Below are 13,727 nucleotides of genomic sequence, written 5' to 3'. Positions count from 1 at the left end.
TGTCCGGCGCCTCTGGTCAGCGGCTGGTCGACCGTGTACGCAAGGCTCCTGGCGAAGGGCTGCCCGTCCTGCCTGCCGTTGATGAGGATGGCGGCCTGTCCCGGCTTGCGGGCGGGCATGTCCGCCCGCCAGGCATTGTTCTTCGCAGTGAGGTTGAGCGGCTGGCCGTCCAGGCTGGCTGATGCCAGGGTGGGCGCCTGTGCGGTGCCTAGCCTGTCGGGTTTGCCGGGCTGGCCCTGCCCGTCCAGGCTCCACCTGTATAGGCTGCCCTGCCTGCTGATGGCGGCGATCCTGCTGCCGGTGCTTGCGGCCTGCACGTAGGCTTGGTTCCTGCTGTCCGCGCGCTTGGGGGTTTTGCCGGGCTTCCAGGCCCAGACGTGGCCGTCGGTGCCGACGATCATGGCCTGATCCTTGTTGGCGGCGGTCGAGCTGGCCTGCGCGCTGTCCGGCAGGCTGAGCTGGATCATGGCGGCAGTGCCGTCTGGCAGGTACCGGGCCTGCCCGTCCGCGTCCAGGAGGAGGAACCCCTGGTTGAGGGCCTGGGCTTGGACGATGCGCATGCCCGGGTCCTGCTTGACGCGTGCGGGCTTGGTTTTCCCGGTCTTGCTCATCTCCCAGGTCCAGGCTTGCCCGTCAGCGTCCACGATGAGGATCCGGCTGGCGGAGGCGACGGCGGTGACGGCCTGCGCCTGCCCGGGCAGGCTGGTTGCGGCCTGCTGTATAAGTTCCGGGTTCTGGCTGTCGGCATTGCTGGCCTGATAGGCGTGGACCCGGCCCTGCCGGTCCACCGCCAGCAGGAGGTCGTCGTTCAGGCTGATGCTGGTGAACCTGGCATTCTGATTGGAGTTGATAATCGTGGGTGCCGCTTGTCCGCTGGTCCAGATGTATATCTGCTGGTCGGATCCCAAGGCGGCCTGTCGGCGGCTGCCGGCTGCAACCTGCAGGTAGCGGAACCCGTCGGGAGCCTGGGCGGGGGAGGGAGCCTGTTTGGGTGTACTGTCCTGCGTCCATGTGTAGATGCGGCCGTCGCCGGCCAGGCCGACTATCTGGTTTCCTGCGGCGTGGATGCTGGCGAACTGAGGCTCCTGCAGGTTGGGCGGGCTGATGGTCAGCCTGGTGCCGGTGGCGGGCCCGTGGTCCGGGTTCAGCGTCCAGTCCGTGGTTTTCGACCACTGGGCTTTCAGGGTCGTGTCCTGGAGGATGGGCGTCTGCAAGTCGAAAGGCTGGTTGTCGTATGTCCACCCGTCGAACCGGAAGCCCTCACGTTGAGGATTCTGTTGCGGGGGAGTGGCGAGAGTGCCGGTCTTCACAGTTGATTGTGTTATCTTGCTGCCGTTGGCAGGGTCGAAGCGCACTATACGAGAAGCTTGATTATCTGTCTTTTCGGCTGATTTAGCCGGAGCGGAGTCTGTGCCGTCTGTATTGTTTGTCGTCGATGATGGAGCGCTTGGACTCGGTGTTGCGGGGCTTAACGGTGTGGTGGCTTGTATCGGCGAGGGCGAGGGCAGTGGAGTTTCTGGAGTGCTGCTGAGGGAAATGCCGGGGGTTTGCTCAGCTACGCGAGGGGTCTGACGACCCCCCCCCCCCGGTGAGGATAGGAGCGTCCGCCTGGGCGGATGCGACGCCCAGGCCCGCAAGCATTCCCAGCAGGACGATCGTCATCGCCAGGATGCGACGCAGACGAGAAACCAGATGCATCAAACCAAAACCCCTTCACCAAACACCAAACGGAATCAACACCGTTTGCCAAAGTTTTTGCCTGTCGGAAAGCCATGCTGCCTATCAGCGCCAGCCCTGCATCACATCGCAGGAGCCAATGGCGCAAGCCAGCCGTCTTCTCGACATCCCCCGCTTTTCACCATACCACCCAGCCCGCCGACAACACACACGAGCCGGAGCCATGCGTTCGAATGTAGACCCCCCCCCCCCTAGCCTCCTGCTAAGCGTCGCTTCGCTAACAAGTGCTTCAGCTTCCAGACTCTTATCTGTCTGGAAGCAAATCGAGCTGACTAATAAAACGAAGGAAAGCGAGGCATGACTGAAGCTACCGACTTGATCTGACAGGCTGTCGGCTCAGCTCTGCAGGACTGAACTGGCCACCCTTCTCGGCGGCTTATCCCCTGTTTTACGAGGGATGGAAGGGACAAGCTGCTAGTCAGAGATAAGGCCAATGCCGTTCTGGCGGAAGTATATGGGTGGCCCCATTGCGTTGGGGGAGTTGGGGCCACCCTGTGGTCCGGGAGTGTGTTGGGGATAGTGATAACCCGGACCTGCTTACACGAGGGAAGTCTTTATTGCTGCCGGCTGAGAGTTTCCAGCCTGTGGCGCCTGGCTGCTGCGGCGCATGCGAAGGCAAGTAGCCCGGCTATGAGCAGGGGAAGCAGGCCGCCTCCGCCGGCCCTGGGCAGCACGCTGATGGAGTTGTACCGATACGTGTTGCTGGTATCGGGGGTCTGGGCTGCTCCGTTCAGTCTCCATTCGATGGTGACGGTTGACGTGCCGGGCATGTGCGCCGGTGTAGTCGCCGTCCAGGTGCCGTCGGAGTTCTTGGTCAGGTGGGAGGCTTCCACACTGTCGAACAGGACATGCGTGGGGATGCCTCGCTCGGGGAAGGTGTCCTTGGCCGGGCTGGCGGCCTGAGCGTTGCCGGTGTCACGGCCCAGCTGTCCGCTCTCGTTGTCTCCCCAGCTGTAGAGGTTGCCGTCGGATCCCAGGGCCAGGCAGTACGATGCTCCTGCACTGGCCTGGGTGAAGGTGATCCCTGCTGGGGCATCCACCTTGTTGGGCCTGTCTGACGAGGTTTTGCCGCTGTCGCCCCAGGTGTAGAGGTTGCCGTCGGATCCCAAGGCGATGGAATGCGCGCCTCCGGCGCTGGCCTGGGTGAAGGTGATGCCAGCCGGGGTTTCAACCTTGCCGGGCTTGTCTGCGGGGGTGTTGCTGGTGTCGCGACCGAGTTGTCCGTTGGCGGTGTTGCCCCAGGTGTAGAGGCTACCGTCGTCGCTAACGGCCATGGAGTGGCTTCCGCCGGCGCTGGCCTGGGTGAAGGTGACGCCTGCCGGGGTTTCAACCTTGCCGGGCTTGTCTGCGGGGGTGCTGGTGGTGCTGCGACCGAGTTCGCCGTGGGTGTTGTTGCCCCAGGTGTAGATGTCGCCTTGCGTGTCCACGGCTACCGTGTGGCCCCAGCCTGCACTGACACTGGTGAAGGTGACATCTGCCGGGGTGTCGGCTTTGCCGGGCTTGTCTGCGGGGTTGTTGCTGGTGACGGTACGGCCCAGCTGCCCAGCGCTGTTGTCTCCCCAGGTGTAGATGTTGCCGTCTGAACCCAAGGCCGCCACATGTGATCCGCCTGCGCTCGTCTGGACGAAGGTGATGCCTGTCGGGGTTACCACCTTGTTGGGCTTGTCAGCGGGGGTGTCGCTGGTGACGGCACGGCCCAGCTGGCCGTGGCTGTTGTCTCCCCAGCTGTAAAGGCTGCCGTCGGAGCCCAGGGCCACGGAAAATCCGTAGCCCGCGCTGACATGGATGAAGTTGACGCCTGCAGGGGTATCCGCCTTGCTCGGATGGCTGTCCTGCTTGTCAGTGGTGTCGCGGCCCAGCTGGCCGTGGGTGTTGTCTCCCCAGGTGTAGAGGCTGCCGTCGGAGCCCACGGCCCCGGAATGGAGGTCTCCTCCGTCAGCCTGGCTGATACGGATGCCGCGTGCTGGCGGTGGAGTCAGCGTGATGGTCTGGCCGCCTGACTCGGGCCCGTTGTCCTTGTCGAGCTTCCATTTGGCGTCAGCTTTGCTCCAGTGGGCGGTTAGGGTCACCTTGTCGGTGACCGGCCTGCTGAAATCGTAGGCTGTGTCGCCGATGAACCAGCCGTCGAACAAATAGCCACTCCTGATCGGATCCCTATCGGGGCGTTTCATTGGGGTGCCCTCAGTCACGGACTGAAAGTAGAACCCAATGCCTTTGGCGGTATCGAAAGTGGGATGGTAGGTTTCCAGGTACCTGTAGGGCAAGTGCGCGTCCGGTCGTTCGCCGTTCATCCTCCAGGTGATGACTGCATCCACCTTGCCATGGTCATGTTTTGGCGTGATGACGCTCCAGGTGCCGTCCGGGTTGGGGTCGAGGTTGGTGCCGGGCGTCCCGCCGAAGCTCACGTTATCGGGTTTGGGATCTTCGGGGAATGCGACCATGCCGGGGCTGCTGTCGTACTTGCCGCTTGTGGGGCGTCCAAGTTCGCCGTACTGGTTGTATCCCCAGCTGTAGAGGTTGCCATCCGAGCCGATGGCCAGGGAGTGGGAGTAGCCTGCGTTGACTTGGGTGAATTTTGCGACGCCTGTTGGTGTAAGCACTTTGCTCGGCTTGGCATCGTATTTGGCTGATCCGGTGTCGCGTCCCAGCTGGCCGCAGTCGTTGAACCCCCAGCTGTAGAGGTTGCCATCTGATCCCAAGGCCAGGGAATGCCTGCGTGTTGTACTGACCTGTGTGAATTTCTTGACGCCTGTCGGCATAGTCACCTTGCGTGGTCTGCGGTCTCGAGTTGCTGATCCGGTGTCGCGTCCCAGCTGACCGTATTCGTTCCATCCCCAGCTGTAGAGGCTGCCGTCCGAGCCGATGGCCAGGGACGTCCACTCTCCAGCCATGATCCACGTGTATTTTTTGATGCCTAGCGGGGTGGAAACCTTGCGTGGTGCGGGGTCTTTTCCTGCCAAACCGGTGTCGCGTCCAAGTTCGTAGTAAGCATTGTTTCCCCAGCTGTAGATGTCGCCGTCCGAGTCCAGAACCATGGAGTAGAAGGGTCCTGCGCTGATCTGGGTGATTTTCGCGACACCTGCCGGCATCGACACCTTGCCTGGCTTGGCATCATATGTGGCTGAACCCGTGTCGCGTCCCAGTTCGCCGTAGCTGTTGTTTCCCCAGCTGTAGAGGTTGCCATCTGAGCCCAATGCCAAGGAATGCCAGGCTCCTACGCAGGTCTGGGTGAAGCGGACGCCGGCCGGAGGAGTCACCAGCCCCGGCTGATTGTCTGTCTTAGAAGGGGGAGTGGTGTCGCTGACGATTTCGCGTCCCAGTTGGCCTTGTTTGTTGTATCCCCAGCTGTAGAGGTTGCCGTCCGATCCCAGGGCCAAGGAATGAGAGGATCCTCCGCTGACCTGGGTGAAGCGGACGCCGGTCGGCGGGTTGACCAGGCTTGGCGTGCGCTTTTCTTCTTCAGAGATTCCCGCTTTGTAGTTGTTGTCCCCCCACCGGTAGAGGTTGCCGTCCGAGGCTATGGCCTGGGAGCCATCTTCTTCTGCCGAGATGATGTGGCTGAAGCGTATATCTGGTGTGGTGGGCGGGGTCAGGGTGATCTTGGCGTCTCCTCTGGTTTTCCCTGAGGTGGGGGAGAGGCTCCAGGCGCTGGTGCCCTTGGTCCAGTGGGCGGTCAGGGTGAGGTCTGTGGTGACGGGCTGGGTGAAGTCGTAGGCCACCTTGGAGTCGCCCTTGGCGTCTTTGGTGAACCAGCCGTCGAACAGGTAGCCGTCCCTGGTCGGGTCTTGCGCGGGACGGCTGGCCTGGGCGCCTTCGGCAATGGTCTGCGGGTCGACGCTGCTGCCCTCGGCGCTGTCGAAGACGACCTGGTATGAAGTTGAACCTGGCTGAGCTCGGGCGGTGGTTGTGCTGACGGATGCGTCTGTTTGCTGGGCCGGGCTGATCGGATTTGCGATGGCATCAGCTGCAGTGAGCCCGCCGAAGATCATGCTGGCTGGAAGAATGACAATAACTTTCAAAATGTCTACAACAATGGCTGACCGGGAAGACGCGTCCGGATGGCACATGATCGCTACAAACCCCTTTCCCAAGGTAAGGCAATCCGATGATGAAAACCCCAAGTTTTTTCATCGGTCGCATGCCGGGTACGTTCCCGGTTGCTAAAAAGTACGCTAGCATGCAGGTTCGGGTCTGAAGGGGAGCAACACTCGGATAAAGTGGGCGAAAAATATTATGTCAAGTTGGGACGCCGATATTTTCCTCTAGGCGCAGAGGTAAAAATGAAAATGGGTGGCTCCCTGATGTTGGGGGGTGCGGAGCCACCCATTATGGCTGGGCCGTTCTTGGGATGCGGCCCGGCCGTTTACTCGAGCGAAGTGAATTCATGCCTGTGGCGTCCGGCTGCCAGAGCACCGGCGGCGGCAAGCAGGCCGGAGGCGAGCAGAAGGAGTACCCCCGTGTTGCCTGTGAGGGGGAGGATGCCTTTGAAGGTGTAGCTGAGGTGGGTCGGGGTCTGGTTGGCGGTGCCCAGGGACCAGTCCACGATCACATCAGACAATCCCGGATTGTGGGCTGGCGTGGTCAGGGTGACCGACCCGTCCGCGTTCTGCTGCAGGCTGTTGGCTGCTGTTTGGTCGAACCTGACGCCGGTAATCAGCGGCGGCGGATATAGCGCCACCAGCGTCGGCGTAATGATCTTCGTATCGCTGTTGCTGCCGGTGCCGAGTTGCCCATGGTAGTTGTATCCCCAGCCGTAGCTCTTGCCGTCCTGACCGATGGCCATGGAACAAGCCGATCCTGCGCTGATTCGTGCGACCGCGAACCCCTTGCCTGCGTTGTCCTGGCCCGCTGGGGGTGACACTTGTGAGGGGACGAGCAGCTCGGAGGTGCCCTGGTTGCTGCCCAACTGATCAAAGGTGTTTTCTCCCCATCCCCAGGCTGTGCCGCTCTGGTCGATAGCCAGCGAATATGTGGCTCCGGCGATGATTTGGGCGGCCTGGAATCCCTGGCTGGCATCGGCAGGGTTTTTTACCTGCGTGGGTGTGGACCGGTCGGTCAGCGTGCCATCGCCGATCTGGCCATCCGCGTTCATTCCCCATGCCCAGGCTGTGCCGTCCTGACCGATGGCCAGTGCGTGGACTTCACCGCTGCTGATCATCCTGGCCTTAAAGGTCTTGCTGGCGTTCTTGGGATCGGGCACGGGAGCTGGGTCGGCAGCATATGCGGTGCTGTATTTTCCTGTGCTTTGGCCGTTGCCGAGCTGTCCGTGGTTGTTGTATCCCCAGGTGTATACGTTGCCGTCGGCGTCCAGGGCCATGAGGAAGCTGTATCTTGCGCTTACCTGGACCGCCTTCAGCCCATTGTCGGAGCCGCTTGGATCCTTGGCCAGGGCCGGCGTCAGTTTGGGCGCGCTATAGGTGTCCGGGCCGTAGGTTTCGCTGCCCCAGACGTAGACGCGCCCATTCAGGTCGATGGCTGCCGAGTCGGTGAATCCGGCGGTCACCTGGGTGGCCTTGAAGGGTTGTCCGTCTGGGCCCTTGACGGGCTGTGGCTTGGAGTGGTCTTGCCTGCTGCCGTCGCCAAGCTGGCCATATTGATTTTGTCCCCAGCTGTAGACGGTCTGGTCGGAGCCGATGGCCAGCACGTGGGTTCCGCCTGCGGCGACCTGCGTGTAGGTGAACCCGGTAGCTGCGCCGTCAGGCAGGGGGACCTTGGTCGGCGCGTACTGTGTGGCCGTCGTACTCGGATCCTGGCCCAGCTGCCCGTAGTCGTTGCCGCCCCAGGCGTAGGCATTCCCATCGCTGGTCACCCCTACAGAAAAACCGGCAAAATTATCGCTGGCGCTTATCTGGTTGAAGCGGATGCCCCGGCTGGTTTTGGGCGGGGTGATGGTCACCTGCTGGCCGCCCTGGGCATCGCCATTATTCGGGCTGATTGCCCAGCTGCCGATGTCTGCAGGGCTCCAATGGGCGACCAGGGTGATGCTGCTGGTGACGGGCTGGCTGAAGTCATAAGCCACCTTGGATTCGCCTTTTGAGTCCTTGAGGAACCAGCCGTCGAACAGGAAGCCGTCTTTGGTCGGGTCTGCGATCGGGCGTGTGGCCTGCCTGCCTTCGGTGACGGACTGGGGTCCGGGCATGCCCGAGGGTGCTGTAGGGGAGTCACTGTCGGAAGAGAAAGTGACATGGTAGGTGTTCACGTATTGGTAGGTCAGGTGGGCGTCGGGCTGCTGGCCGTTCATGCCCCAGATGATGGTGACATCGGTCTTGCCTGCTGCATGCTGGGGCGTGGTGACGCTCCAGGTGCCGTTCGACTCGGTGATGAGGTTGGTGCCGGGCGTCCCGCCGAAGCTGACGCTGACGGGTCTGGGATCCTCGGGGAATGTGACTGTGCCGGGGAGGGCGTCAGAATGACCAGTGGTCGTGCGTCCCAACTGGCTTCGGCTGTTGTCTCCCCAGCTGTAGAGGTTGCCGTCCGAGCCTAGGATCAGGGAGGAGGTATTTTCTGCGTTGATCTGGATGCAGCTGATGCCTGCCGGCAGGGATACTTTGCCCGGTGTGGCATTTCTCAAGCTGTTGGCATCACGCCCAAGCTGGCCGAATTTGTTGCTCCCCCAGCTGTAGAGGTTGCCGTCCGAGCCTACGGCCAGGGTGTGTTGGTTTCCTGCGCCGAACTGGGTGAATCTCGTGACGCCTATGGGCAGCGTCACTTTGCCTGGATCGATGTTTTGTGTGGGTGTGTCGGTATCTCGTCCCATCTGGCCGTAGCTGTTGTAACCCCAGCTGTAGAGGTTGCCGTCTGAGCCCATGGCCAGAGAACACCATCCCTGTGCGGCAATCGCGGTGTATTTCGTAACGCCTTTCGGCAGGATCACTTTGTTCGGCAGGGTTCCTGGCTGTTCGCTGTTGGTGTTGCGTCCGAGTTCGCCCTGAGTGTTGTCTCCCCAGCTGTAAATGTTGCCGTCCGAGCCCAGAGCCAGGGAATAGAAGGTTCCCCCGCTGATCTGGGTGCAGGTGATGCCTGTCGGCATTGACACTCTGCCTGGCGTGGCGTCGTAGGTCGCTGATCCCGTGTCGCGTCCCAACTGGCCTCGGCTGTTGTCTCCCCAGCTGTAGAGGTTGCCGTCCGAGCCGATGGCCAGGGATTGCGAGTATCCGGCGGTGAACTGGGTGAAGTGGACGCCGGTCGGCGGGGTGACCAGGCCCGGTCTGTCAGCTGGCGTGATGGTGGTGCTGCGTCCCAGCTGCCCGTTGTCGTTGAGTCCCCAGCTGTAGAGGTTGCCGTCCGAGCCCATGGCCAGGGAAAGGCTCATTCCTGCGCTGGTCTGGGTGAAGTGGACGCCGGTCGGCGGGGTGACCAGGCCTGGGGTGCCTTCTGGCGCCTTGCTCGGTGCGGTGGCTGGTATCTCATTGGTGTCGCGTCCCAGACTTGCTTTGTTTTGTCCCCAGCTGTAGAGGTTGCCGTCCGAGCCCATCGCCAAGGTATGCCATAGACCCGAGCTGATGTGGCTGAATCGTACGCCGGGTTTGGCGGGTGGGACCAAGGTGATCTTGTCGCCTCCGGCGGCTGACCCGGAGGTGGGGGAGAGGCTCCAGGCACTGGTTCCCTTGGTCCAGTGGGCGGTCAGGGTGAGGTCTGCAGTGACGGGTTGGGTGAAGTCGTAGGCAAGATTGCCGGTGAACCAGCCGTCGAACAGGTAGCCGTCCCGGGTCGGGTCCTTGGCGGGCCGGCTGGCCAGTGCGCCGTCATCGACGTTTTGAGGGTCGATGCTGCTGCCGTCGGCGCTGTCGAAGGTGACGGTGTGCCTTGTTGAGCGTGCCTGGGGGCGGCTGTCAGGTGTTTGATCGTGTTCGGGTGTGGTGTTCAGTGGCGAGGGTGTTGGTGTCAATGGGGACTGGGGTGTCGTCGGCGTGGCCTGCAGCGTTGGCTGGCTTGTGTCGGTGTTGGTGTTGGTGTCAGTGTCGGCTGTGGCGAGGCTGCCCATGATCAGACTTGCGAGCAGGATGATGGCAAGCAGAAGGCTCACGGCAATGCATGGCCGGGCAGAAGCATCCCTATGGTGCATGATGGCTGCGAACCCCTTTCCCCAAACAGGTGGCTCGATGATGAAAATCCCCAAGTCGCTTCACGAGACGTGTGCCGGGGACCATCCCGACAGCTGCATTGCAGTATATCATGCGCGGACGGGCAAGGATGGAGCAACACCCGGGTGAATAAAGAAGGGTGGCTCCGCTGTGTTGGGGGATTGCGGGGCCACCCTGTTTGGCCGGGCCATCTTGGGGTATGGTCCGGCTGCTTACTCGTGTGAAGTCATTAGACTTGCAGGCTGCGGGATTCGCGCCGGTGGCGTCCTGCTGCTGCGGCGCCGGCGGCGGCCAGCATTCCGGCGGCTAGTAGGATCATGATCCCGCTGCTGCCAGCATGGGGCAGCATGCCTTCGTATGTGTAGGTCAGATGTGTCTCGGGCTGGCTGGTCCCGCCCAGTGTCCAATCCACAATCACATCAGCCTGTCCTGCATTATGGGCGGGAGTGACCAGGGTGACAGAGCCGTCTGTGTTCTGCTGCAAGGTGCCGGCCGTTGTTTGGTCGAATCTGACACCGGTGATCAGCAGGACCGGGTTGAAGGACACAAGGGTCGGTGTGCGGCTCTGTGTCATGCTTTGCTCGGCTCCAAGCTGGCTGTAGCGGTTGTCGCCCCAGGCATAGGCCTTGCCATCCTGGCCGATCGCCACGGAATGGCTCCATCCCGCACTGATTCGTACGGATGCGAACCCGGTGCCGACGCTGCCCTGATCTGAGGGGGCCGAGACTGGCCTGGGCGTGGCTCGCTTGCCTGTGGTGCCGTCGCCCAACTGACCGTTAGCATTGTTGCCCCATCCCCAGGCAGTGCCGTTCTGGCCGATGGCCAGAGAATTCCATGTGCCTGCGCTGATCTGCTGGGCTTTGACATTGGGCACCTGCTTAGGCAATGTCACTTGCTTGGACGATGTCTGATAGTCGGTGCTGAAGCCGAGCTGACCGCTGTTGTTCATTCCCCATGCCCATACCGTGCCGTCCTTATCGATGGCCAGGGCGTGCCATGCGCCCGCACTGATTTGGATGGCCTGCAGTCCTTTGCTGGTATCCGTGGGATCGCGCACCAGCGTGGGGTCGGAGGAGTAGACGGTCCAAGTATTGTTGGTTGAGTAGCCATTGCCGAGTTGCCCCCAGTTGTTGTAGCCCCAGGCGTATATGTCGCCATCCGCGTTCAAGGCCATGATGAAGCTCCAGTTGGCGCTGACCTTGACTGCATGCAGACCCTGGTTGGTGCCGCCTGGGTCGGCTACCGGGGTGGGCTTCGGTTTAGAGTCGGAATTTGCAGTGTTGACATTGTCGCCCAGGGTTGTGGCCTCGCTTCCCCAGCTGTAGACCTTGCCCGCAGTATCGATGGCGACCGAGTCGCAGGCACCGGCGCTGACTTGGATGGCCTGGAGCGGCTTATCCGTACTGGGGTTGATGACGGCTTCCGGCTTGGCGTGGACGTTCGTGTCCGTGCTGCCATTGCCTAACTGGCCGAAATCGTTGTGTCCCCAGCTGTAAACGATGCCGTCGGAGCCGATGGCTAGGGTGTGTGCGCCCCCTGCCGAAATCTGCGTGTAGGTGAAGTCTTTTTTCACGCCCTCCGGCTTGAAAATCTCGGTTGGTTTGTCATGCTGTTTGTTGTCGCCGGTGCCCAGCTGTCCGTACCTGTTGTTGCCCCAGGCGTAGGCGTTCCCGTCGCTGGCTACGCCTACTGAGAAGCCGCGCATCTCCTTGTTTTGGGAGCCGCCGGCGCTGATCTGGTTGAAGCGGATGCCCCGGCTGGTTTTGGGCGGCGTGATGGTTGCCTGCTGGCCGCCCATCGAGCTGCCCTTGGTCGGGTTGATTGACCATCTGCCGTTGTCGGCAGGGCTCCAGTGGGCGATCAGCGTGATGTCCGCGGTGACGGGTTGGCTGAAGTCGTAGGCGATCCTGGAATCGCCGTTAGCGTCCTTGATGAACCAACCATCAAACAGGCAGCTGTCCGCCTTCGGATCGGGGTACGGGCGCATGGCCTGCTCTCCCTCAGTAACGGACTGGTTTTGGGGCATGTCGGAAGATGCCGGGCAGGAGTTGTCTTTGTTGCTGAAGGAGACGGTGTATTTTGGTCCGTCGTATCGATAGGTCAAATGCACATCCGGCTGTGACGCCCCATTTATGGTCCATTGAACAGTCACGTCCGCCTTCCCCTTTGCATGTGGCGGGGCAGTGGCGCTCCAGGTGTCTTCGTTCGTATTCTTCGACAGATCTGTAATGGTTGTTTCGTCGAACTTCATGCCAGTGAGGTTGGGTGTGCCGAGTGCCGACACTACTCCGCGCTCTTCGTCGTTGACGGCCCCGTGTCCGAGTTCACCGTAATAGTTGAAGCCCCAGGTATACAGGTTGCCGTCTGAGCCGAGCCCCATCGTGTAGCCATTGTTTATGCTGGCCTGCTTCCAGGTGAAGTCATCCTGATTGCTGTCAGGCTTGGACACAATTCCCGGGCCGTTTACTGGTGTAGCTTGCCCAAGCTCGCCGTCACCGTCGGTTCCCCAGCTGTAGAGGTTGCCGTCTGAGCCGACCCCTATGGAGTGGTAGTCAGTCGTCATGCAGTCAATGTAATTGACGTTGGCGGGTTTATAGACAGCTGCCGGACGGTTGGCGACTTTGAGGCTCAGATCGCGTCCCAGCATAATTTCTTGCTCATCCGATCCCCAGGTGTAAATGTTCCCATCTGAGCCAAGGGCCATGGAATTGTAATGGGCTGATCCTGTCTGGAGCCACGTGAAGTCGCTGGGAACACCTGCAGGTTTGTCGATTTTGCCGGGAGTAGGATTGTTCGTCGCATCGGTGGTGTCGCGGCCCAGTTGATCAAAGTCGTTGTTTCCCCAGCTGTAGAGGTTGCCGTCTGAACCGATTGCCACTGTATCGTAGAACCCTCCGCTTGCCTCAATCCAAGTGAAATTGGATGAAGCGTTTGCAGGTTTGTCGACTTTGGTTGGTTCTTTGACTTCCTGAGTTCCCCCATCATGACCCAGTTGCCCATACTCGTTCCATCCCCAGCTGTAGAGATTTCCAAGGGAATCAAATGCCATAGCGTGGTTTGCTGCTGCCTTGATGCGGGTGAATTTGATGGTTTCCTGCTTGTCTACAGGCCTCGGCGTCCGATCACCGCCGAAGATATTGAAAACCCCGTCCCGCCCAAGCTGACGGAATTCGTTGGAACCCCAACTATAGAGAATGCCATCCGAACCGAGAGCCAGGGCAAAAGTGTCTCCTGCGCTGACCTGAACCCAGGTGAAGTCCGATGATACGTTTGCGGGTTTGTCAACTTTACCTGGTGTGGGATTTGGATCGTATAGGCTACTGCTGGCTATACGTCCCAGCTGGCCTTCCTGGTTGAATCCCCAGCTGTACAGGTTGCCGTCTGATCCCAAGGCCACGGCAAAATTATCTCCGGCGCTGAATTGACTGAACCGAATATTAGGTATGACGGGTGGGGTAAGAGTGACCTTGGTGTTGCCGCTCGCTGGTCCATGGGCGGGATCAATGCTCCAGGTACTGGAGCCTTTTGTCCAGTGAGCTGTCAGGGTGATGTCGCTGGTGACCGGCTGACTGAAATCGTAGGCCACGGGCGTATCACCTATGAGCCATCCGACGAATATATAGCCGATTCTTGAGGGATTGGCAGGTCGGCTTACACGGTTTCCATCCGTGATTTTTTGTTCTGTGCTGGTTTGCTGTTCAGGGTCGTTGAAGGTGACGGTATGTTGAGCGGATGAGCGTGGTTGTGATCGGCCGTTTACATGTTCATCGGCAGCGATTCTTTTATTAGGCTCTGGGATGGTGGGTGACGGCAGCCGCGTTGTGTTGAGCGGGGAGGATGTAGCTAGGGGTGATGGTGTAGATAGGGGTGTGGTTGGAGTTGGAAGCGTTGCCTTGCTGGAGGAAA

At 60.9% G+C, this 13,727-nt stretch carries 3 protein-coding genes and 1 pseudogene; all 4 read right to left on the bottom strand.

The annotated features are described in order from the left end of the window. Positions 1 to 1,698: pseudogene (locus AC0AII_RS06800) on the bottom strand (InlB B-repeat-containing protein); the annotation flags it as partial. Positions 1,699 to 2,291: 593 nt separating this feature from the next. Further along, the gene (locus AC0AII_RS06795) at positions 2,292 to 5,726 is read right to left on the bottom strand and encodes an RCC1 domain-containing protein (RefSeq protein ID WP_490446583.1); all 3,435 of its coding nucleotides are present in this window, start codon (positions 5,724 to 5,726) and stop codon (positions 2,292 to 2,294) included. Positions 5,727 to 6,100: 374 nt separating this feature from the next. Continuing rightward, positions 6,101 to 9,802, bottom strand: a complete 3,702-nt coding sequence (locus AC0AII_RS06790) for an RCC1 domain-containing protein (RefSeq protein WP_490446582.1) — start codon at positions 9,800 to 9,802, stop codon at positions 6,101 to 6,103. A 248-nt stretch (positions 9,803 to 10,050) separates the two neighbouring features. Then, a complete protein-coding gene (locus AC0AII_RS06785) occupies positions 10,051 to 13,620 on the bottom strand; it encodes an RCC1 domain-containing protein (RefSeq protein ID WP_490446594.1) in 3,570 nt (1,189 codons plus the stop codon). Positions 13,621 to 13,727: the final 107 nt, after the last annotated feature.

Source organism: Bifidobacterium sp. VU/mBH4 (B4) (assembly GCF_058199535.1).
The sequence above is the reverse complement of the archived record's forward strand: the minus strand, read 5'-3'. Positions and strand labels throughout refer to the sequence as shown.